Genomic DNA, 21,204 nt, shown 5'->3' with positions numbered 1-21,204 from the left:
CGCTCGGGAGCGCACTCAGGAATCTCGCGGGGGACGTTTCCGCAGATGTCGCGCACACAACGCCGCGAATGTTCGCCGCGAATTACGCCAGGGTGCCGTACTCCGAGCGATAGTAGACAAGCGGCTTCGCCGTGTGATCGTCGCTTCGACCCATCGCGACGACCTCCCCGACGACGAGCAGATGCGTCGCCGCCGTGTGCACGGCCGTCGTGCGGCACTCGAACCAGGCGACACTTCCCTCGACGATGGCGGGCGCAGCTGCGTCACGGCGCCAGTGCGGTGTGCGGTCGAGCAGCCCGCGCAGGGGTGACCCGAGCTCCCCCAGCTCGTCGGCGATCGCTTTCTGATCGTCGGCGAGCAGGCTGACAGCCCACCGCTCGGCGTCCTCCACGGCCTCGGCCGTGCGCGACAGGCCATAGAGGCTTACGAGCATCGTCGGCGGATCGTACGAGACAGAGAGGTAGTCCGTCACCGTCGTCGCGTGGTCATAGCGGCCGACGCGCGTCGACACGACGGCGACGCCCTTCGCGGCGCTGCCCGACAGCATCCGGTACCTGTCGCGCACCCGAGAGTCCAGTGCCGCTGCATCGACCTCAACGACCTCGTGCGCCATCAGTCAGGGTCGCTGGGGTCGAGCGGCGCATGGTGGTCGAGATTGACGATGCCGCGCTTCCAGTACCCTTCGACCTCGACCTGCTCTTTCGGCAGCTTCAGGTCGCGACGCAGGTGACGGCGCACCTCGACCAGCTCGTTCGCCTCACCCGCGGCCCACACGTACGTGTCATCATCGATCGACCCCAGCGAGCGCACGGCTTCGATGAGCTGCCCCGGGCCGTCTTCGCGATACAGCACTTCGACGTTCGTGCGGTCGCGGTGCTCTGCCGTCAGATACGTCTCGGCATCGTCGTCGTATACCTGCACGATCGACGTCACCTTCACCTCGGGCGGCAGCAGCCGCAGCCACCGCGTGAACGCGGGCAGCGCCGTCTCGTCGGCGATGAGCACAGCCCGGGCAATGCCGTCGGGAACAAGCTTCGAGCCTCGCGGGCCGCCGATCCCGAGTTCCTGCCCCGCGTGCGCGTGCGTCGCGAACGACGTCGCAGGGGCATCATCGCCGTGCACGACGATGTCGATATCAAGCTCCGGGAGGCCGGATGAGTTGTTCTCGCGGAACGTCAGCGGCGTCAGGTCGCGCGACAGGATGAGGCCGTCTGTGGGGCGCGTGAGGCCCTCGGCTGTGACCTCCGGGGTCGTGAGCACACCGGTCTCGGGGTTCGGGAAGAACACTTTCACGTGGTCGTTCGGTCCGTCGGCTGTGAAGCCGCGCAGGCTCTCACCGGTCACGGTGACCCGCACCATCGCGTTGTTCAGCCAGTCGACGCTCTCGACGGTCGTGCGACGAACAGCCAGTTCATGCCGTCTGCGTTCACGTGTGATCATCTCAGCGTCCTTTCTCGTGGCTACTCCCCCAGCGTACGCGCCGTTGCGCCGGTGATCGCCGACCGCGAAGGATGCTGTCAGCCAGCGAACTACACGGGTGTAGTTCTCCCCACCTGTTGATAACTCCTGTGAGTAACTCGCCCGGAATGCCCGTTTTTGACTCTCCCGGCGGTTCGGCGGGGGTAACTTCACTGGACGGTGTCGAGTTACACGTCTGTAATTCTCCACAGTGTGGACAAACCTGTGGATAACTCTGGGGACGGGTTGTGGGCGGCGTGTGAAAAACACGCTGTGGAATGTGGAGAACGTGTGGACGGATCGGCTCCGACCGCAGTGATTTACGGGTCGGCCGGTGTGAGATGACACGAAATGCCCCTCTTCAGCGGTCGATGAGGGGCATTTTGTGGCATCTCATTCTGTGCACACGTCCTCCGTGCACGGGTCTGTGCACACGTCCTCCGTGCACACGTCGGTGCACACGCCCGGACGCGCGTGCAGCTCAGACGTAGAGGCGCGTCCCCACGACGGTGAGCACGAGTAGCAGCACAACCACGCCGGCAACACCGAGCTTCTGCAGGGTCTGCTGCCTGCGGCGGCGCGTACTGACGAAGACCAGCCCGAGAAGTGCACCGGTGACCAGACCGCCGAGGTGCGCCTGCCACGCAATGTTGGTGCCCGGGATGAACCCAATGACAAGGTTGATGCCCACAAGCACAAGCAGACCCGTCATGTTGCCGCCGAGCTTGTGCACGATCACGAGCGTCGCGCCCATGAGCCCGAAGATCGCGCCGGATGCCCCGACAACGGGCTGCAGCGGGCTCGACAGCAGCAGAACCCCGACAGATGACCCGAACGCCGTGATGACATACAGCGTGGCAAAGCGCCATCGCCCGATCATCGGCTCGAGCATCCGCCCGAAGATCCACAGCGTGTACATGTTGAGGGCGACGTGCAAGAAGAACGATTGCGAGTGCACGAGTGCGACGGTCAGCATCCGCCATGGCTGAAAATTGCCCAACTCGGGGATGCTGTAGACCCCCGCATAGAGCAGAGAATCGGTAACCCCAAGGCCGGGAATCAACTGCAGCACGAACACCGCAAGAGTCAACGCGATGATCGCATATGTGACGGCTGGGTGACCCGAATTCTTGCGCATCACGCTGGAGATGCGGGATGCTGTCGCCGACTTGACCTTCGGAGCAGAGGCGCGCTGCTCACGCATGCACTCGGGGCACACCACGCCGACGGGGGCCTGCGTCTGGCATTCAGCGCAGATCGTGCGCCCACACCGTTGACACAGCACGAAGCTCTGCCGGTCGGGGTGCCGATAACAGAAGTTCTGTCGTCCCGTCGGGAAGGTGCTCACGAAGCCTCAGGCTCAGACGTTCTCGACGTCGATGCTCTCGATGACCACGTCGTCAAGCGGGCGGTCGCGAGCATCGGTGGGAACGGTGGCAAGCTTGTCGACAATCTTGCGGCCTGCGTCATCGGCAACCTCACCGAAGATGGTGTGCTTGCCCTGCAGCCACGTGGTGGCGCCGACGGTGATGAAGAACTGCGAGCCGTTGGTGCCCTGACCCGCCACGATGCCGGCGTTCGCCATCGCGAGCTTGTACGGCTCGGCGAATCCGAGCTCGGGGTGGATCTCGTCGTTGAACTGGTAGCCGGGGCCGCCCGTTCCGTTGCCGAGCGGGTCGCCGCCCTGAATCATGAAGCCGGGGATGATGCGGTGGAAGATCACACCGTTGTACAGCGGAGTGTTCGTCTTCGTCTCACCTGAGCTCTGGTCGGTCCATTCCCTCGAACCAGTCGCGAGTCCGATGAAATTTTCGACAGTCTTGGGGGCGTGATTGCCGAACAGATTGACCTTGATGTCGCCATAGTTTGTGTGGATCGTGGCGACAGCGGTGTGAATAGACATGGCTCAATTCTTGCATAATGCACGCCGTGCCTCTTGTGACGCTCCCAGCCTCTCGTGACAAGATGGGGTGAGTCGTTTGTCACGAGATCAATGGAGGTCCCCCAGTGAGCATGACACGCAAGCGCAAGAAGCAGCTGAAACGCCTCAAGGGTGACGCAAACGCCCTGTGGGCTGCCCAGCAGGAGCTGCTGGAACAGGCGAACTCCGTGGCTCGTGATGCGAGTCGGCAGCTTTCGTCCTACAGCCGCGACGAGATCGCCCCGCGACTGGCTCGCGCGTACGAAGACAAGCTGCAGCCGGTCGTCAATCGGGTGGATGCTGCCACGTACGACGCACGCCAGGTCGCGAAGCACAACTTCGACAAGAAGGTGCTCCCCGCCGTCGGTAGTGCTCTCGGCACCGTGGTCGCCCTCGGTGACGCTGCCCGCGACGGCCGCGTCAAGGCCGCGTTTGGCAAGGTCGTCGAGCCGGAGCCCAAGAAGAAGTCCGGTGCGGGCAAGGCGATTGCGCTCACCGCGGGCCTCATCGCCGCAGCGGGTGTTGCGTATGCTGTCTGGCAGACGTTCCGTGCCGACGACGAACTGTGGGTGGCTGACGACGACGACTCACTGCCGAGCAATTGAGCTGAAGACTCTGCGGCACGGGCTCCGGCCCCGTCGCTGTCACGAGGGCATCGCCGTAAGGCGGTGCCCTCGTTTGTGTTCGCACGTGCGGAAGTTCTTCTTCGCCGTTCGCCCGAATCATGCGTCCCAAATGGCGCCGTCGGGCATCGGTAACCGTGCATGTGGGCCGCACGAACGCGTTCACCGGTGCTAGAGAGGGCCGGGAAGTGGTGTGGGCGGTAGAGCGTCGGGGAAGAGTTCGTGGGCATCCAGTGCTCGTGGGTGCCGTTGTTCGCCCAGCACAGTTCGCCCAGCACAGTTCGCCCACGCGCGTTCGTGCGTCTACGCGCGTTCGTGAGGCGCGCTCGTGCCTCCGGGCGCGTTCAGTGGTCAAACTTGGCATTAAATCGGCCTGTGAGGAGCCAACTTTGCCACCTGAACGCGGGCGCGACCGCGAATGGTCTTGGCTCGAAGCGACTCAGCGCTGCGTCGTCAGCGCTGCGTCGTCAGCGCGGCATCCGCAGCGCCACGTCGTCAGCGCAGCATCCTCAGCGCTGCGTCGTCAGCGCAGCGCCCGCGGCTACGAGCGCACCGCTCCCGGACCCAGGCTGCCGCACCGCTCCCGGACCAAACCTCCTGGCCCTCCCAAAAAGAATGTGCGGCACACGCACCTTCCCAGCGCAGTCTGGGGTGCATTCGCCTCACACGAATGGCGCTCGCGCTCAGCCGAGCATCCGCAGCGCCACGTTGACCAGATCGACCCGGTGCAGAGACTCAACAGCATCCCTGTCGTGCCATTCTGCGTAGTCTGTGGATCCGTCGAGCTCGTACGTCAGTGTTCCGCCCGTGATGTGCGCCCGGTACACGATGCGCAGCGCCTGCAACGGCCTGTCGATTCCGGCTGCGAAGCGCGCCACCGCCGGAATCACGATCGAGTCGACGCCGAGCACGCCGTCGAGTTCGGCGTCGTATCCGGTCTCTTCACGGATCTCACGCACGGCGGCGTCTGCCGGGTGCTCGCCCGGTTCGAGGCCCCCGCCGGGCAGCGTCCACGCCTGGCGTCCGCCCTCGTTCCAGTGCGACAGCAGCATCCGCCCGTCATCGATGATGACGCCGTAAGCGGCGACGCGCATGTCCATGCCCATGACGAAACCCTAACAAGCCGGATGCTGCCCAGCAGTGACCTTGGTCACGAGCAGCTTCTGCGCCACCACGAGTTTGACGCCAACAAGGTTTGCGGATCAAGACGGACTCCCTGATCGCAATGCAAGCAGCCGAAGGGCACACGCCGCAGAGGAGCGGATGCTGCGAACCTTCAGAAAGCTCTGAACGCCTGGCGAGCGTGACGGTGCCCTGTCGGTACATTCAGCTGCGGGCTTTCATTCCACACTCTGTGCCGCAACGTCTCAGGCAGACGTCACCGCACGAAGTCTGCCCGGCAGAAACGGCAGCACCGGAGCGCTGTACTCCACAGCATCCACTCGCGCGTCGGCGGTGAGCTCGAGCGCGGCCTCTCCGTATCGCCACAGCCGGTTGTACAGAAAGACGCTGATCGTCGCATCGCCGTCGGGCAGCTGCCACGTGCCGGTGCCCCACTGCGCCGGCTGGCCGCGCCCGGCGAAGACGACAGTGGGTCGTGGATGCCACCCTGGCCAGGGGCGGCGGAGGGTGAGTGTGATGCGCCGCGGCGCGGGGGCCTGCTCGGAGGTCATGGGCACAGCCTATGCTCCTCGGATGCTGCCGCCCGACTGATGCTGCCTCGCCAATACCCGTGCGAAGGATGCTGCAGGCCAACGCCCTGCCACGCATTCACCTCATCCGAGTCGGTCACGAAGAAGCTCATCAAGACCCGTCTCCCCGACAGGATGCGGCAGGGCCACGTCAGCGGCGCCGATCGCCGTCAGCAGGTGGGCGACGAGACGACGGGATGCGGCGAGCGAGCGACGCGGATCTCGGCTCACAACACCGCTGTTCGCCAACACGATGAGCAGAATGTCGGTGCCGGTAATACCTGGGCGCAGCCGCCTCTCCGCGTGCGCAGCCTCGACAAGCCGATCGAGGGACTCCAGGGCGAAGAGGTAGTCGCTCTGCTCGTCGTCGGTGAGGCCGGGCAGGTGCGACGCGAGAACACGGTTGAACCCCTGATCCACCGCCTGCATGCTGCACACCGTTGAGACAAGAACACAGATGCCATGCCACGGGTCGGAGTCATCGAGGCTCCGCTGCACGACGTCGACACACCGTCTGCTTTCCTCAACGAACGCCGCAGAGATCAGGTCGTTTCGCGTCGGAAAGCGGCGGTACAGAGTGGCGACGCCCACGCCCGCCTGCTGGGCGATCGAAGCGAGCGGAACGTCGATGCCGTCGCGGGCGAACAGCTCGCGAGCTGCGGTGAGAATGCGGACTTTGTTGCGCTCGGCGTCGGCGCGCAGCATCCGGTTATCCGCCTGGTCAGCGTCGTCGTCGAGGCGACCGGATGCTGTGTTGTGAGAGCGGGATGCCGACATGGCTCTCACTTTACGCCAAAGCGGAATCAACCCTCCGTTTCACCGGTTGTGCTCGACAGCGGCGAGACACGTCGCACTGACGATCGGAGTATGACATGTCTACTGGGACGATGCGCGCCGCTGTGCTGACCGCTTTCGGCTCACCCGAGATGCTGAAGGTCATCGACGTTCCCCACCCCACGGTGTCCGACGGCGAGGTTCTCGTACGGGTCGCCGCGACAACGGTCAACGGCGGCGAACTGTTCACACGCGAAGGCCGAACGTCCCTCATCACAGGCAAGAAGTTTCCTCAGCGCATGGGCATCGACTTCACGGGGGAAGTCGCCCAGGTCGGAACGGGCATCGACACGTACGCGGTCGGCGACCGTGTCTGGGGAGTGCTCCCCGACGACACCCTCGGAGCGGCCGCCGAATACGTCGCCGCCCCCGCAAATGCGATCGCGCACGCCCCTGAATCGGTGTCGTCAACGGAGGCGGTAAGCATGCTGACCGGTGGCCTCACCGCGCTCATCGCACTCCGCGAGAAGGCCGAGCTGGCCACGGGCGAGAGCCTGCTCGTGCGTGGGGCGAACGGTGGCGTGGGAAGCATGATCGTACAGATCGGTCGACATCTGGGTGCCCAGGTAACCGGCATCACGGGCCCACGCACTCGTGAGTTCGTCACAGAACTCGGCGCGGAGCACGTGCACGATTACGCTCGTGACGGTTCGCTGCCCGACGGGCGCTTCGACGTCATCGTCGATACGGTCGGAAGGGATCTGCACCGCTCACGTCGGCTGCTCGCTCGTGGCGGCCGCATGATCGCCGTGGCGCTCGACTTCACCCACCTGTTCCGGAGCATCGGACACGTTGCACTGTCGACCGTGCACGGTCCTCGACGCACTCGCTTCTTTCGGGGAAAGCCGAGCGCCGCGAACCTTCGCCTCCTCGCAGAGCTTGTCGATGCAGGGGCGGTTCGTCCTGTTGTCGATACGGTGCGTTCGCTCGAGGACATTGCAGACGCGCACCGCGCACTCGCGGCAGGCGGCGTCCGCGGTAAGCAGGTGATCGCCGTTTCCGCGAGATAGGTGCGCCGCACGAACAGCGCCCCGGCGACATCAGTCTCCGGGGCGCTGCGTGATGTGTGGCGCTGCGTGACAGCATCCGCTCACTTGCCGACAAAAGCCAGAAGCGATGCGTTGACCTCGTCTGCGTGGGTCCAGAGCAGCCCGTGCGGGGCGCCCTCGATCTCCACGTAGTCGGCATCGGGCAGCGCGTTGCGGAACCGACGTGCCGTGGCGTCAATCGGAAGGATGTTGTCGGCGGTGCCGTGCAGGATGAGCGCCGGCTTTCCGCTCGCTTTCACCGCCTCGATGTCGGCGCGGAAGTCCTCGATCCACGCGGGAACCACGGCGTAAGCGGCGACCGGAGCACTGGCGATCGCTGTATTCCAGCTACCCGTCACCGCTTCCTGGCTGATGCGCGAGCCAAGGTTCTCGTCAAGGTTGTAGAAGTCGGAGAAGAAGTTCGTGTACCAGGCGTACCTGTCACCTTTGGCCTGTGCAGCGATGCCGTCGAAGACATCCTGCGGCACGCCATCCGGATTGTCGTCGCGGGCGACGAGGAAGGGCTCGAGTGACGCGAGGAACGCGAGCTTCGCCACCCGCTCGTGGCCGTAGCGTGAGACATAGCGGGCAAGCTCGCCGGTGCCCATGGAGAATCCGACGAGGATCGCGTCGCGCAGGTCGAGAGTCTCGAGAACCGTGTTGAGGTCGGCGGCGAACGTGTCGTAGTCGTAACCGGTACCGACCTTGCTCGACTGCCCGAAGCCTCGGCGGTCATAGGTGATGACGCGGTAGCCGGCAGAAAGGAGCTCGCGCGTCTGACGCTCCCAGCTGTGTCCGTTGAGCGGGTAGCCATGAATCAGAACGACCGGCTGACCGGACCCCTGGTCTTCGTAGTAGAGGTCGATCGGTGTGCTGTTCTCGTGTCCAACGGTGATGAATCCCATGATTCCAATCCTTTCGAGATGTGCGAGAACGATCGTTCTCGCTGTGTGTTCACCACAGTAGAGAACGATCGTTCTCGTGTCAAGTACACTGTAAGTATGAACGTAGAAGAGGCACGTGAACGCATACTTGCTGCAGCGGAAGAGTTGTATTACCAGAAGGGGTACTCGGCCGTGGGCATGGACGAACTCCGGGCGCACGCCGGGGTCTCGCTGCGCCGCCTCTACGCGCTCTTTCCGTCGAAGAACGACATCATCACTGCTGTTCTCGCCCGCAAGCGAGACGAGTGGGAGTCGGGGCTGACCGGATGGGTGGCGACGGCACCAGAGGATGCTCGAGGCAGGCTGCTCGCGATCTATACGTACCTCGAAGACTGGTTCTCGACCGACAGCTTTCGCGGGTGCGCGTTCATCAATGCATTCGGCGAGCTCGGTGGGACGAATCCCGAGGTGGCGAGGCTCGTGCGCGAGCAGAAGGCCGCATTTCAGCGCTACGTGGCGTCACTCGCGCGCGAGGCCGGCGCGTCAGAAGACCTCGCGGCGCAGTTGTCGATTCTCGCCGAGGGAGCCCAGAGCACAGCGGCCATCGCGGCAGATTCGGCTGCGGCAGTCCAGGCGCGCCGAGCGGCGGAGACACTGATCGACGCGGCGCTCAGCGCAGCCTGAGCACGTCTGCCTCATCGGCGGCGCTGTGCACGTCTGCCTCATCCGCGGCGTCAGAGCACGAACCATGCTAGGTTCTACACCCACGCCGGTGCCGACCTCGGCTCCACCGCCTGAGTTTGCCGCACCGGCCACCCCTCAGCGCGGCTCAACACCGGGCGCATCGGCGCGCTGACCCACAGCATCCCGCCATTCCCCGTAGAGACGCCAGATCTCGTCGGCCGTCGCGACACCGCCCGTGCTCTCTGTACGCCGCTGCACGTGGTCGGCGAAGGCGACCTGCTCGCTCCGCTCCAGCGCCACGCCATGTTCCTGCTCGAGGACGTACGCGACGCCGCCCTTTCCCGATTGCGAGTTGACCCGGATCACCGCCTCGTAGCTGCGCCCGATGTCGTGCGGATCGATCGGCAGGTAGGGAACGCGCCACTCGGCATCCCGCTCGGCGATGCCCGCAGCATCCGCTCGCCGTGCGTGCTCGGCAAACCCCTTTCGAATGGCGTCCTGGTGGGTTCCGCTGAAGGCGGTGTGCACGAGATCACCGACATAGGGATGCCGCGGATGCACCTCGATCCGGTTGCAGAACTCGACAGTGCGCCGAACCTCGTCGATGTCTGAGAAGTCAATCATCGGATCGATGCCCTGCGCCAAGAGGTTCAGCGCGAGCGTCGCGATGTCGACGTTGCCCGTGCGCTCACCGTTGCCGAAGATGCATCCCTCGACGCGCTGAGCCCCCGCCAACACGGCGAGCTCGGCACACGCAATGCCGGTGCCGCGGTCGTTGTGCGGATGCACTGACAGGATCACGCCGTCGCGGTTCTCGAGGTTTCGGTGCATGTACTCGATCTGATCGGCGTACACGTTCGGGGTCGCCACTTCGACGGTGGCCGGCAGGTTGAGAATGACCGGCCGTTCGGGCGAGGCATCCCACACCCGCGTCATCGTGGCGCACAGCTCGAGCACATAGTCAGGCTCTGTGAGATTGAAGACCTCGGGCGAAAATTCGAATCGCACGTCGCCTGTGCTCTTCGCCGTGCTCGCTGCCATGCTGTCCGTCAGGCGCCTCACGAGGGTCCCGGCCGAGTCGACGAGGTCCCGCAGTTCGTCACGTGACTTCCCCAACACCAGCTCACGCCAGGTCGGCGCGGATGCTGCATAGAGGTGGATCACGACAGGATTCCGTATTCCACGAATCGCCTCCACCGTCCGCTCGATGCGCGAGGCGATCGCGGGGGTGAACACCACAATCGTGACGTCGTCCGGCGCGATCCGCTGCTCGGCCAGCATCCTGACGAAGTCATAATCGGTCTGGGATGCTGACGGGTAGCCAACCTCGATCTCGGTGTATCCCATGCGGACCATCAGCTCGAAAAAGCGTCGTTTGCGGGCGGGGTCCATCGGCTCGGCGAGCGCCTGGTTGCCGTCGCGCAGGTCGACAGGAACCCACAGGGGTGCGCTCGTGATGCGGTTGCTCGGCCACTGCCGGTCGATGTTCGGCACGTCGACGGTGGAGAACACGTCCCGGTAGCGGTGGGCCGGCATGCCCGAGGGGCGCTGACGGTTCCAGGAGTGGCTGGCGGGTGTGCTGTCGCGGTGTGTGGTCTTCGACATGATGCTGCTCTCTTTGGTGTCTGCTTCGGTGCCGGCCCGAGAGCCCGCTCAGGCGTCTGCTCGAATGCCGGAGACCAGCGCGCAGCTCCCACATCGAGGAGCTGGTCTGATCAGGCCCCGATGTGGCAGAGAAGGAGAAGAACCGCTGAGAACATGCGTAGACTGTAACACAAGTCATCAGACAAGTTGAGTACTTGGAGAGTCAGTGGCTACGCTTTCACGACAGCCCCTCGCCGATCAGGCGGCAGAGCTTCTGCTCGAGCGCATCCGTTCAGGCGAGTGGATGCTGGGGCAGAAACTGCCCAGCGAGGTTACACTCGCGCCTCAACTGGGCGTGGGCCGCTCTACCATCCGTGAGGCGATCAGGCAGCTTGCGGGGCGAGGAGTGCTGCGCTCTCGCCAGGGCTCGGGCGTCTTCGTCATGGCACTCGAACCCGCTGAAGAACGCGACCCGTCCGTGCTCACCGCGAGCATCATCACCGTGATCGAGGCACGCATCGCCATCGAGGTCGAGGCATCTGCACACGCGGCCCTCCGGCGCACGCCGGCACAGCTGCGCGCCCTGCGCCGCTTGCTCGCCGAACGCGACCCCGGCACGGCCACGACTCCGACAGATGTCGAGAGCCTCGTCGATGCCGACGTCGCCTTCCACCGCGCCATCGTCGCGGCATCCGGAAACGAGATCCTCGCTGAGCTGTTCGATTCTTTTGCCGCGCGGCTTCGGCATGCCATGACCGAGATGCTGCGCGCCCACCCGATGCGTGATGCGCACACCGACCACCGAGTTCACGCCGATATCGTGGAGGCCATCGCACGACGCGACGCCGCCCGTGCCGCCCAGCTCACACGAACTCACCTCACCGTCATGAAGGAGCGCTTCGAATGACCAGTGCCGTCATCGATCTGACCGATGTCTCGTTCACACGGAACGGCAATCGGATTCTCTCGGACGTCTCGTTCACAGCCCGCACCGGAGAGCACTGGGCACTCCTCGGGCCCAATGGTGCGGGAAAGTCGACGATGCTCGGATTCTGCGGTGCGCGCACGCATCCCACATCGGGCACCGTCGACATCCTCGGGCAGCGGCTCGGGCGCGTCGATATGCAAGAGCTGAGGCGCGACATTGGGCACGTCGACCCGCGGCATCCCGTGCGGTCTCCGCTCTCGGTCATCGACGTCGTGCTCACCGGCCTCACCGGAACCATCGAACTGCCGATGCGGTGGGAAGCCACCCCGAATGAGACAGCGCGTGCTCGGGCGCTCATCGACCAGGTCGGCCTCTCGTCACGATCCGACGCGCTGTGGCCCACGCTGTCGCAGGGGGAACGCGGTCGTGCGCTCATCGCGCGTGCCCTCGTCGCCGAGCCCAAGCTGCTGCTTCTCGACGAGCCGACGACGGGCCTCGACGTCGCCGCCCGCGAGCAGCTGCTCGAAACGATTGACGATCTCGCCGTCGACGCCCCGGATGTCGCCACGGTTCTCGTCACGCATCATCTCGAGGAGCTCCCGGTCACGACGACTCACGCGCTCGTCATCGCCGAGGGAGCCGTCATCGCCTCCGGAGCTGCGACCGACGTCGTCACCTCCGAGACGATCTCGCGCGCGTTTGCGCACCCGATTCGCGTGGCGCATGAGGATGGCCGGTGGAGTGCCCGCGCAGTTCGGCGGGGACGCGATCTGCTGGGACGGGACCAGGCCCGGGGTGACCAACCCCACAGTGACCAGCCCCGACCTGACAAGCACGGGATCGACCAGCACCATAACAGCCCGGATGCTGCCGCCACCCTGACCGCGTAACTCACCCCCGAACAACGGCAGCCGCCCAGATCGTACGGGCGACACCCGAGTAGCGAACAGACGTCACAGACCGTGGGGGCGTCCTCGGAACTCAGTCGCCCCGCCCTGGGTCGTGTGCGCCGTGCGCAACGCCGCGCACAACCGAGAAGGTCTCACGCGTGCCACCGTGTGCCCCGTGTTTCAGCACCCCGCCGTGATCGGACGTGCCGCGGGGGCCATCTGCGCCTCAACGGCACGAAGCCGCGCACGCAGCCGACGTGAACGCCGTTCGAGGCGTGCCAGGCGACGACGCTCGTGGGCGTCATGCAGCATCCGTGCCCGAACCGACGCCCTCTCGTCCCCGCGCGTCCCGGGGTGGTCGAGACCGCTGGCGCCCGGAAGAGCAGCGGCACCGTGACGCTGAACCGCGTAAAAGGTGTAGAGATCCATCGCGCTCATCCCCCATTGTGAAATAGTTGCTTCAGATATATGAAGCATACGCTTCACGCTTCATTTGTCAAGGACAATTTTCATATCTGGCGTAGACTCGGGCTATGCCTCTCAACGAGATCGACGCGGAACTCGCTGCCGCCAGCGGCATCCCGAATCGCCCGATTCACCTGCGAGACGCCGAGGCGATCCGGGTTCTTGCCCACACGGCTCGCCAGCGCGTCGTCAACCTGCTCTTCGCCGACCAACTGGCACACACGTCGACCGAGCTCTCCGAGCTGACCGGGCTGACCCCGAGCGCCATGAGCTACCACCTTCGGGCACTCGAAAAGGCGGGGCTCGTTGAGCGCTCAGACCCCGAAGAGGGCGACTCGCGCACACGGCCCTGGCGGGCGGCGGGCACGTCGATCTTCATCCACGGCAGCGAGGCCGAGGGAGTGTGGGAGGCCCAGGATGCTCTCACGAGCATCGCCGTATCTGAGCTGCGCGGGCGACTGCAAGCCCTCCGCACGCACGCAGCACCGGGGGAAGACAGCTACGTCGGCATCAGCGAATCGACGCTGTGGCTGACGGACGACGAGGCGGCGCACTACGCGCAGGCGCTTCAGCGAGCCGAGCTCGAACTGCGGCGGACCGGCTGGACGAACGCACCCGGCCCCGGCCGCCGGCTCAGCCGCGCACTGTTCTCGCTGCTGCCGGAGGTGCCTCCGGCAGAAGAGGGCTGAGCGACGTTTACGCTCGCCGGTCGGCGAAGAGCATCGAGATCGCCTCGGCCCGCGATGACGCCCCGAGTTTGCGCAGAATGCGCGACACATGGAACTTCACGGTGTTCTCGCTGATGCCGAGGCGCTCCGCGATCGATCGGTTCCGGTGGCCGACGGCGATCAGCTCGATGACCTGGACCTCCCTGGGCCTCAAGTCGGCGAGCGCCGATGAGACGAGCCCTGAATTGGGCGGGTCCAGCGGAATCACGATCGCCATTTCCGTTCCCCACCCGGGTGTCGCGTCGAGTGCGAGCTGACCGTGCAGGGCTCGCACGCGCTCACGGATGAAGCTCAGCAGACTGCTCGACTCCGAGTGATCGCCCGAGCCGTCATCCCGCACATTCATCAGCAGGTTCGTGCCGTCGCAGTCCCATTGCACGCGCACCTTTGACACTCCGGGATGATCGGTCAGCGCCAGAATCGTCCCGCGCACCACGGCACGGGCTCCGTGCGCGACTTCGCCGGGCAGGGGCCGACCGTCGACGGGCGGGTCGACGAACTGCACATCGATATCGCGGTACCTCGTGACCGGCCGCAAGTCATCCTGCAGCCGCGCGAATGCCGTGGTGACGGGCTCTTCTGTGAACGTGCGCACTTTGTCCGATGCGGTGCGCAGGTGGACGAGTCCTCCGGCGGCGATGCCGATCGCGTTCGTCCGCGCCGCGGTGTCGTCCAGACGATCCGACCGCAGCGTGTCGAGAATGGACTCCAGTGTCGTCGAGTACTCGTCGGCCAGCTCGGTGAGCGCCTCCATCCGCGCGCTGGCAGCCGCACGCGCGTTCTGCAGATATCGCGGAGAGCCGTCGTCGGGGAGCTTCTGCTGGTGAAGCGCGACGATGTTCCATGTGGAGAGCACGAGATCATCAGCATCCGTGGTTGCGGGGTCAGCGAGCATCAGCAGTGCGCCGTTCCGCGCGTGGGCGTGCAAAACCGTCCTCGACTCACAGTCGAGCGGGAGCGATGACCGGTGCACGGCCTCAACGTTCGCGGCATCTCCGCGGATCTGATCCAGGTCGAGAGCTGTCACGGCCGTCGTGAACGCCGGATCTCCGAACTCCTGCCGCTGCCCTCCCGCGGCGTCGGCGGTCAGGGTGATCAGCGCCGTATGCGGCACGTAAGGAGCCAGGACCGCCGAGAGGTCGCGGGGAATGTCACGGGCGGGAGCGCTCATCAGGTCCACGAGACCCCGGAGGAACCTCCCGCTCGGATGCGCCTGTGACATGCGCCCAGGCTACGCCCGCACTACCCGAATGGGTAGGTGCTCTGGCTCGATGGGGTCATTGAGCGAAGCGGCCACCAGAGAGATGCTCGAGTCAGTGGCAATCGCCACACGTGCCCACTGCTTTTCTAAGGAGTCAACGATGACAGAGAATCGCGCAGTAGCGTACAAGGGTCCCGGAGTCGTCGAGGTTGTCGACACCGAGTACCCGACATTCGAGCTCAAGGATGGACCGGGCGTCAACCCGGCGAACGTGGGCCGCAAAGTGCCGCACGGCGCCATTCTGCGCACGGTCGCCACGAACATCTGCGGATCCGACCAGCACATGGTCCGCGGGCGCACCACGGCACCCGAGGGGCTCATCCTCGGCCATGAGATCACGGGTGAGGTTGTCGAAGTCGGGCCCGACGTGGAGTTCATCAAGGTCGGTGACATCGTCTCGGTGCCGTTCAACATCGCCTGCGGTCGCTGCCGAAACTGTAAAGAGGGAAAGACCGGCATCTGCCTCAACGTCAATCCCGACCGACCGGGCAGCGCCTACGGCTACGTCGACATGGGCGGCTGGGTCGGCGGGCAGGCCGAGTTCGTACTCGTGCCGTACGCCGATTGGAACCTGTTGAAGTTTCCCGACCGCGATCAGGCTCTCGAGAAGATCCTTGACCTGACGATGCTGTCTGACATCTTCCCAACCGGCTTCCACGGTGCCTACACGGCAGGAGTCGGGCCCGGTTCGACTGTGTACATCGCTGGGGCGGGTCCGGTGGGGCTCGCGGCAGCCGTCGGTGCTCAGCTGCTCGGCGCCGCAGCCGTCATCGTCGGCGATCTCAACGAGGACCGTCTCGCTCAGGCACGATCGTTCGGCTGCGAGACCGTCGACGTGTCGAAGGGCGACCCGCGGGATCAGATCGAGCAGATCCTCGGGTTTCCTGAAGTGGATGCTGCCGTCGATGCCGTGGGTTTCGAGGCACGCGGTCACGGTGCCGATTCGCAGCACGAGGCGCCGGCCACGGTGCTCAACTCACTGTTCGACATCACGGCGGCTGGTGGCGCCCTCGGCATCCCCGGTCTTTATGTCACGGGCGACCCGGGCGGCGTCGACGAGGCGGCCCAGCAGGGGTCGCTGTCGCTGCGTCTCGGCCTCGGGTGGGCGAAGTCGCTCTCGTTCACGACAGGACAGTGCCCGGTCATGAAGTACAACCGTCAGTTGATGATGGCAATCCTTCACGACAAGGTGCAGATCGCCAGGGCCGTCAAGGCCACGCCGATCTCGCTCGACGACGCGCCACGCGGTTACGCCGAGTTCGATCAGGGGGCGGCACAGAAGTACGTGCTCAACCCGAACGGCTACATCGCGGCCTGACCCGCTCTCACCACACCACACAGAAAGGATGCTGTATGACCGTCACACTTGACGACGCACGCCGCGTGATTGCCGCGGCAGAGAAGAAGGCAGACGATATCGGCCAGCCGATGAACATCGCCGTCGTGGATGCCGGGGGAAACCTCATCGCACACGTGCGGCAGGACGGCGCGTGGATCGGAAGCGTCGATATCTCCATCAGCAAGGCGTGGACCTCACGCGCCTTCGACATTCAGACGAAGGATCTCGGTGACAATGCCCAGCCGGGCCAGCAGTTCTACGGCATTCACGCCACGAACAACGGCCGGGTTGCGATATTCGCCGGGGGCGTTCCACTCACCACCGACGGAACCGTTGTCGGCGCCGTCGGTGTCAGCGGTGGCGCCGGCGATCAAGACCAGGCCGTCGCTGAGGCCGGAGCGGCTGCGTTCTGATCACGGCAGTGAATACGTGAGGGGCGGACGCACGGCGTCCGCCCCTCATTCGTTTCAGATCATCAGGAGTTGTGTGCGGGTGGCTGGCCACCAGCATCCGGATCCCCGTGAGGCGTCGACTCGGTGTGCGGTGCGACGGGTTCGCTGACGCTCTGCGCTGCGTCCGACGATGATGCAGAATCGGATGGCTTTGCGCCAGGCGACGAAGCAGGTTCAGCGGAGGATGCTGTCGATTCGCGCATGCTTTCGCCGATGGCGCTGCCGGTGACCCGACCCTGAATCACGCTCGCGAGGTCGACGCCCGTCGCTTCCTTGACAGACTCGAAGACTCCGCGCATCGCCGATGCCGACTCGCCAGAGAACTGGCTGCCCGCGGGTGATGAATCTGAGCCGGAGCCGATGACGCTGATCGTGCCGATGCGTGAGTAGCCCTGAGCGAAGCGCTCCATGAGCTCGGGCAGAATCTCGATAGAGCGCTGAGCGATGACTCCCTCGAGGTTCTCTTGAAGTGCTTCCGCCTCGGCACGGATGGCGTCACCCTTCGCCTCACCGGCGAGACGCACCGACTCCGCCTCGGCCGCAGCGCGTGCCTTGATGGCCTCGGCTTCGCTCTCGGCGACGTCGACTTCGGCCTGAGCCGCCTTCACCTGGGTGTAGGCCTTGGCGTCTGCTTCGCGCTCTTTCTCGTACCGAGCGGCGTCCGCGACGCGCTTCACGTCGGCGTCAAGCTGGGCCTGCTTGTTCTCGGCCTCCTGCTGCAGCACGTCTTGACGCGCGCGCTCACGTGCCAGCGCCTCAGCCTGCTCGGCCCGAGCATTGGCCTGGCCGACTTCAGCCTTCGAATCTGCCTCGTTCTTGTCGTAGGCGGTCTGCTCGACCAGGTTCGCCTCGTCGTTGGTGATCTGCTGCTTGCGAATCGCGCGCTCGGCGTTCGTCGATGCGATCTCTGCCGCCTGTCGCTTCGACTGCACCTCGGGGGCACCGAGAGAGGCGATGTAGCCAAGGTCGTCTGTAATGCCCTTGATCTGGAACGAGTCGAGAATGAGCCCCTGATCGGCGAGCTCGCCCGAGACATCTGCCGCGATCTGATCCGAGAACTTCTTTCTGTCGCGCATCAGGCTGACGACGGCGAGCGTGGCGACGATGCCTCGCAGGGCACCTTCGAGCTGCTCGGTCGTGAACTGCTCGATCGCCTTGTCTTGCGAGGCGAAACGCTCGGCGGCGCGCTGCACCAGCTGCTTCGTCGACCCGATCTTCACCATGGCGACCGCCTCAACCTCGAGGGTGACGCCGTCGTACGACTGCGCCTCCGCCTGCATCGATACCTGGCGCGAACGCAGAGAGATGATCTCGTGTCGCTGCGTGAGCGGATTGACCAGTGCCTTGCCGTTCACGATGACCGACAGTGACGACTCGTCCTTGTTCTTCTTCGATTTGCCCGAGACGACGAGTGCCTCGTCAGCTCGAGCAACTTTGATCCACATCTTCGCGACGATGAGGGCAATGATCAAAACGACGACGACGATCGCCGCGATGATCCCGACCAGCACGAGGACGCCGCCCGCAATGGCGTATTCCATGAAGCCTCCTGAGAGAGTGTGCAGTACTTCCCATCATGTCGGAGATGCCACCGGATGCATAGCGCGGCGTCCGGTTTGTGGATACGTGTGTTGCCTTCTGCGCTCCTCGCTAGGCCCCCACGACGCCGATCGTCAGGAGCACGAAGCCCACAAGCTGAAGTGATGCTCTCGTGAGCTGGAAGAGGTCCCATCGTCGCCGAAGAGCAATGAAGCCCTCCGGAGCGGTCTCCTGGTCAATTCGCCCGGTGCGAGTGTTGATCGGGACGTTGCCCACGATCGTGACGACGAGCGCAATCCCGAGCGCGATCGCGGCGATGATGAGCCATGCGCTCGGAGCATCGATCGCGATGATGATTGCCAGAACCGTTGCAATGGTCATTCCGACGGGCATCACACGGCCGAAGGTTTTCAGCAGACCCTTCTCGAATGCCAGTTGGTCGTCGGGCGCGAGCGTCCGAATGACCGGATGCACCAGAACGGCGGACCCAAATTCGGCACAGCCGACGAATCCGACGATGACGACGGCGCAGATCTCGAGCCAGTTCATGTCGTGCCTCCCTTCACGTGCCTTCGTTCCTAGATAGTATCACTATCTAGGAACGAAGGGAACACCACTCACGACAACGACGTCTCAGTCGACGTGGCACGACAACCCGGCAGACGCAACAGCTGTTCCGTCTGCCGCGGCACCACTGCTCACCGCCCTTCTCCCGCACGCACAACCGGTGGCCGCTGCCAGCGCCGCCCGGTGCCCGTCAACGCGTGGCCAGCGCAGCATCCGCCTCACTGTCGACGGAGGGCTTCTTGCGCACCCACGTCTTGAGGGCTATGAGCGTGAACGCGCTGACGATGGTGCCCGCCACGATGGCGAGCGCGAAGCCCCAGAACGGGGTGATCGCGAAGAAAACGAAGATGCCGCCGTGAGGGGCCAGAGACTGGACTCCGACCAGCATGCTCAACGCACCGGTAACTGCACCACCGAGCATCGACGACGGGATCACCCGCAACGGGTCGGCGGCGGCAAAGGGGATTGCTCCCTCGGTGATGAACGAGGCGCCGAGCAGCCATGCCGCCGTTCCGTTCTCGCGTTCAACGGGCGTGAACTTCCGGCGCGCGAGCACCGTCGACGCGAGCGCCATCGCCAGCGGGGGCACGATGCCCGCTGCCATGACGGCAGCCATGATGAGGTACGGCGCGACATTCGATGTGGATGCTGCCGCCAGCCCGGTCGTCGCGAAGACGTAGGCCGCCTTATTGACGGGCCCGCCCAGGTCGAAGCACATCATCAGACCGAGAATCACCCCGAGGACAATCGCTCCGGCGCCGCTTTGCGCGAGGGAGGTGAGCCACCCGGTAAGAGCCTCCATCAGAACGGCGATTGGGCGACCGAGGAACAGGATCATCAGGCCTGACGCGACGATCGAGCCGAGGAACGGAACAATTACGACGGGCATCAGGCCGCGCAGCCAGCGCGGAGCATTGAGTCGGCCCAGCGCCCACGCGATGAAGCCGCCCAGGAATCCGCCGACGATGCCTCCGATGAAGCCGGCATTCATGGTGACAGCAATCGCACCGGCGACGAACCCGGGGGCGATGCCCGGCCGGTCGGCAATCGCGAAGGCGATGTACCCGGCGAGCACGGCGACGATGAAGCCCATGGACGTGCTTCCGATGACGAACGCCACAGAACCCAGGTACTGGCCGAGCGGCCCCAGAGAAGAGGTGATGTTCTCGGTGGGGAGGTTCCACAGAGAGTTCTCGACGATGACCTTTCCGGCAGCATCCGTCACCTGATACCCGCCGAGCAGGAATCCGAGCGCGATCAGCAGACCGCCGCCCGCCACGAACGGGATCATGTAGCTGACACCGGTGAGCAGCCACCGCTGAATTCTCGCGCCGACCGATTGCGACCGCTCGGGGCTCGCCGAGGACGACTCAGTGGATGCTGCGGAAACGCGCGCCCCATTCGGGTCCTGCGCGGCGGCCACCGCTTCTGCGATGAGCTCCTTCGGCTGCTCGATGCCGCGCTTGACGGCGGATCGCGCAACGGGTTTGCCGGCGAATCGCTGCGGATTGCGCACATCAACGTCGACGGCGAAGATCACCGCGTCTGCGGCATCCACCACCGACTGGTCAAGAGCCGTGTAACCGCTGGATCCCTGCGGTTCGACGGTGAGTTCGACGCCGACCTCCGTGCCGGCCGCGCTCAGCGCGTCCGCAGCCATGAATGTGTGGGCGATGCCCGTGGCGCAGGCGGTCACGGCAACGATGCGCACGGGCCGGCCATCGATCTGCGGGCCGGTCGTTGTCTCGGCGGAGGACGCGGGCGCTGTGGCCTCCTCGGTCTGGTGCGCGTCAGCGTCAGAGCCCGCATCATCGGTGTCGGATGCTGCCTCACGCTGTTCACCGTCACCCGGCGCAGCCTCTGTCGCGGCATCCGGCTCGTCAATCGCGTCGTTCACGAGATCGACGACCGCCTGCGGCGTCTCGGCCTGTCTCAGACCGTCGGTGAATTCGGTTTGCATCAGGCTGCGCGCGAGTTTGGAGAGCACGGCCAGGTGTTCCTCGGCCGCGGTGTCGGGTGCGGCGATGAGGAAGACGAGGTCGCTCGGCCCGTCCGGCGCGCCGAAGTCGACGCCGGGCGAGAGCCGCGCGAAGGCGAGAGTCGCCTGCGTGACGGCGGCGCTCTTCGCGTGCGGAATGGCGATGCCGCCGGGCAGGCCCGTCTCGTCTTTCTGCTCGCGTGCCCACGCGTCGTCGGCGAGTGCCTCAGCGTCGGTCGCGCGCCCTTCGGCGGCGACTCGTGCGGCGAGCGCGCGAATCACAGCCTGTTTGTCTGTGCCGAGATCCTGGTCGAGAGTGACGAGATCAGCGGTGATTGTCGTGGACATGG

The 21,204-nt window shown here is 65.1% G+C and carries 22 protein-coding genes; 8 read left to right on the top strand and 14 right to left on the bottom strand.

All coding sequences use genetic code 11. The features are described 5' to 3' along the window. Positions 1-82: 82 nt before the first annotated feature. The 4 genes from OK352_RS03990 to OK352_RS03975 all read right to left on the bottom strand — a co-directional run bounded on the left by OK352_RS03990 (position 83) and on the right by OK352_RS03975 (position 3,361). On the bottom strand, positions 83-613 hold the full coding sequence (locus OK352_RS03990; protein WP_265140093.1) for a flavin reductase family protein: 531 nt from the start codon (positions 611-613) through the stop codon (positions 83-85). Then, a complete protein-coding gene (locus OK352_RS03985) occupies positions 613-1,440 on the bottom strand; it encodes a siderophore-interacting protein (RefSeq protein WP_265140092.1) in 828 nt (275 codons plus the stop codon). The genes OK352_RS03990 and OK352_RS03985 overlap by 1 nt, the downstream gene beginning before the upstream one ends. A gap of 499 nt (positions 1,441-1,939) precedes the next feature. Beyond that, positions 1,940-2,662, bottom strand: a complete 723-nt coding sequence (locus OK352_RS03980) for a rhomboid family intramembrane serine protease (RefSeq protein ID WP_265140091.1) — start codon at positions 2,660-2,662, stop codon at positions 1,940-1,942. 156 nt (positions 2,663-2,818) lie between these two features. Next, positions 2,819-3,361, bottom strand: a complete 543-nt coding sequence (locus OK352_RS03975) for a peptidylprolyl isomerase (protein ID WP_265140090.1) — start codon at positions 3,359-3,361, stop codon at positions 2,819-2,821. A 110-nt stretch (positions 3,362-3,471) separates the two neighbouring features. Between OK352_RS03975 and OK352_RS03970 the strand changes: the two genes are divergently transcribed. Continuing rightward, positions 3,472-3,984: a DNA helicase gene (locus OK352_RS03970; RefSeq protein WP_265140282.1), complete on the top strand. Its 513-nt coding sequence runs from the start codon at positions 3,472-3,474 to the stop codon at positions 3,982-3,984. 701 nt (positions 3,985-4,685) lie between these two features. On the opposite strand, the gene OK352_RS03965 is transcribed toward OK352_RS03970, so the two are convergent. The 3 genes from OK352_RS03965 to OK352_RS03955 all read right to left on the bottom strand — a co-directional run bounded on the left by OK352_RS03965 (position 4,686) and on the right by OK352_RS03955 (position 6,470). Further along, positions 4,686-5,102 (bottom strand): NUDIX hydrolase, encoded by a 417-nt coding sequence (locus OK352_RS03965; RefSeq protein ID WP_265140281.1) that lies wholly within the window; start codon positions 5,100-5,102, stop codon positions 4,686-4,688. A 267-nt stretch (positions 5,103-5,369) separates the two neighbouring features. Continuing rightward, the gene (locus OK352_RS03960; protein WP_265140089.1) at positions 5,370-5,675 is read right to left on the bottom strand and encodes a hypothetical protein; all 306 of its coding nucleotides are present in this window, start codon (positions 5,673-5,675) and stop codon (positions 5,370-5,372) included. A 102-nt stretch (positions 5,676-5,777) separates the two neighbouring features. Next, positions 5,778-6,470: a TetR/AcrR family transcriptional regulator gene (locus OK352_RS03955; protein ID WP_265140088.1), complete on the bottom strand. Its 693-nt coding sequence runs from the start codon at positions 6,468-6,470 to the stop codon at positions 5,778-5,780. A gap of 95 nt (positions 6,471-6,565) precedes the next feature. Here OK352_RS03955 and OK352_RS03950 point away from each other — a divergent pair, with 95 nt between their 5' ends. After that, on the top strand, positions 6,566-7,537 hold the full coding sequence (locus OK352_RS03950; RefSeq protein WP_265140087.1) for an NAD(P)-dependent alcohol dehydrogenase: 972 nt from the start codon (positions 6,566-6,568) through the stop codon (positions 7,535-7,537). 80 nt (positions 7,538-7,617) lie between these two features. On the opposite strand, the gene OK352_RS03945 is transcribed toward OK352_RS03950, so the two are convergent. Beyond that, positions 7,618-8,460: an alpha/beta fold hydrolase gene (locus tag OK352_RS03945; RefSeq protein WP_265140086.1), complete on the bottom strand. Its 843-nt coding sequence runs from the start codon at positions 8,458-8,460 to the stop codon at positions 7,618-7,620. Positions 8,461-8,556: 96 nt separating this feature from the next. Here OK352_RS03945 and OK352_RS03940 point away from each other — a divergent pair, with 96 nt between their 5' ends. Continuing rightward, positions 8,557-9,123, top strand: coding sequence for a TetR/AcrR family transcriptional regulator (locus OK352_RS03940; RefSeq protein WP_265140085.1), 567 nt, complete (start codon positions 8,557-8,559; stop codon positions 9,121-9,123). Positions 9,124-9,258: 135 nt separating this feature from the next. Here OK352_RS03940 and OK352_RS03935 read toward each other — a convergent pair whose 3' ends face one another. Beyond that, positions 9,259-10,728 (bottom strand): 2-isopropylmalate synthase, encoded by a 1,470-nt coding sequence (locus tag OK352_RS03935; RefSeq protein ID WP_265140084.1) that lies wholly within the window; start codon positions 10,726-10,728, stop codon positions 9,259-9,261. Between the two features lie 205 nt (positions 10,729-10,933). Between OK352_RS03935 and OK352_RS03930 the strand changes: the two genes are divergently transcribed. Continuing rightward, a complete protein-coding gene (locus tag OK352_RS03930) occupies positions 10,934-11,614 on the top strand; it encodes a FadR/GntR family transcriptional regulator (protein ID WP_265140083.1) in 681 nt (226 codons plus the stop codon). Further along, entirely contained in the window at positions 11,611-12,525 is a 915-nt protein-coding gene (locus OK352_RS03925; RefSeq protein ID WP_265140082.1) for an ABC transporter ATP-binding protein, read from the top strand. The genes OK352_RS03930 and OK352_RS03925 overlap by 4 nt, the downstream gene beginning before the upstream one ends. 180 nt (positions 12,526-12,705) lie before the next feature. On the opposite strand, the gene OK352_RS03920 is transcribed toward OK352_RS03925, so the two are convergent. Then, positions 12,706-12,963: a hypothetical protein gene (locus tag OK352_RS03920; protein WP_265140081.1), complete on the bottom strand. Its 258-nt coding sequence runs from the start codon at positions 12,961-12,963 to the stop codon at positions 12,706-12,708. A 95-nt stretch (positions 12,964-13,058) separates the two neighbouring features. Between OK352_RS03920 and OK352_RS03915 the strand changes: the two genes are divergently transcribed. Next, positions 13,059-13,679: an ArsR/SmtB family transcription factor gene (locus OK352_RS03915; protein ID WP_265140080.1), complete on the top strand. Its 621-nt coding sequence runs from the start codon at positions 13,059-13,061 to the stop codon at positions 13,677-13,679. 7 nt (positions 13,680-13,686) lie between these two features. Here the strand turns inward: OK352_RS03915 and OK352_RS03910 are convergent, their stop codons facing one another. Next, complete coding sequence (locus OK352_RS03910; RefSeq protein WP_265140079.1) at positions 13,687-14,940, bottom strand: helix-turn-helix transcriptional regulator; 1,254 nt, start codon at positions 14,938-14,940, stop codon at positions 13,687-13,689. A 139-nt stretch (positions 14,941-15,079) separates the two neighbouring features. Between OK352_RS03910 and fdhA the strand changes: the two genes are divergently transcribed. After that, a complete protein-coding gene (gene fdhA, locus OK352_RS03905; protein ID WP_265140078.1) occupies positions 15,080-16,297 on the top strand; it encodes a formaldehyde dehydrogenase, glutathione-independent in 1,218 nt (405 codons plus the stop codon). 35 nt (positions 16,298-16,332) lie between these two features. Beyond that, complete coding sequence (locus OK352_RS03900) at positions 16,333-16,731, top strand: GlcG/HbpS family heme-binding protein (protein WP_265140077.1); 399 nt, start codon at positions 16,333-16,335, stop codon at positions 16,729-16,731. A gap of 62 nt (positions 16,732-16,793) precedes the next feature. Here the strand turns inward: OK352_RS03900 and OK352_RS03895 are convergent, their stop codons facing one another. The 3 genes from OK352_RS03895 to OK352_RS03885 form a co-directional block, all read right to left on the bottom strand. After that, complete coding sequence (locus OK352_RS03895) at positions 16,794-18,311, bottom strand: flotillin family protein (RefSeq protein WP_265140076.1); 1,518 nt, start codon at positions 18,309-18,311, stop codon at positions 16,794-16,796. 109 nt (positions 18,312-18,420) lie between these two features. After that, positions 18,421-18,858, bottom strand: coding sequence for a DUF1772 domain-containing protein (locus OK352_RS03890; protein ID WP_265140075.1), 438 nt, complete (start codon positions 18,856-18,858; stop codon positions 18,421-18,423). 208 nt (positions 18,859-19,066) lie between these two features. Continuing rightward, entirely contained in the window at positions 19,067-21,202 is a 2,136-nt protein-coding gene (locus OK352_RS03885) for a PTS fructose transporter subunit IIABC (protein WP_265140074.1), read from the bottom strand. Positions 21,203-21,204: the final 2 nt, after the last annotated feature.

Source organism: Microbacterium sp. MPKO10, assembly GCF_026107415.2.
GTDB lineage: Bacteria > Actinomycetota > Actinomycetes > Actinomycetales > Microbacteriaceae > Paramicrobacterium.
The sequence above is the reverse complement of the archived record's forward strand: the minus strand, read 5'-3'. Positions and strand labels throughout refer to the sequence as shown.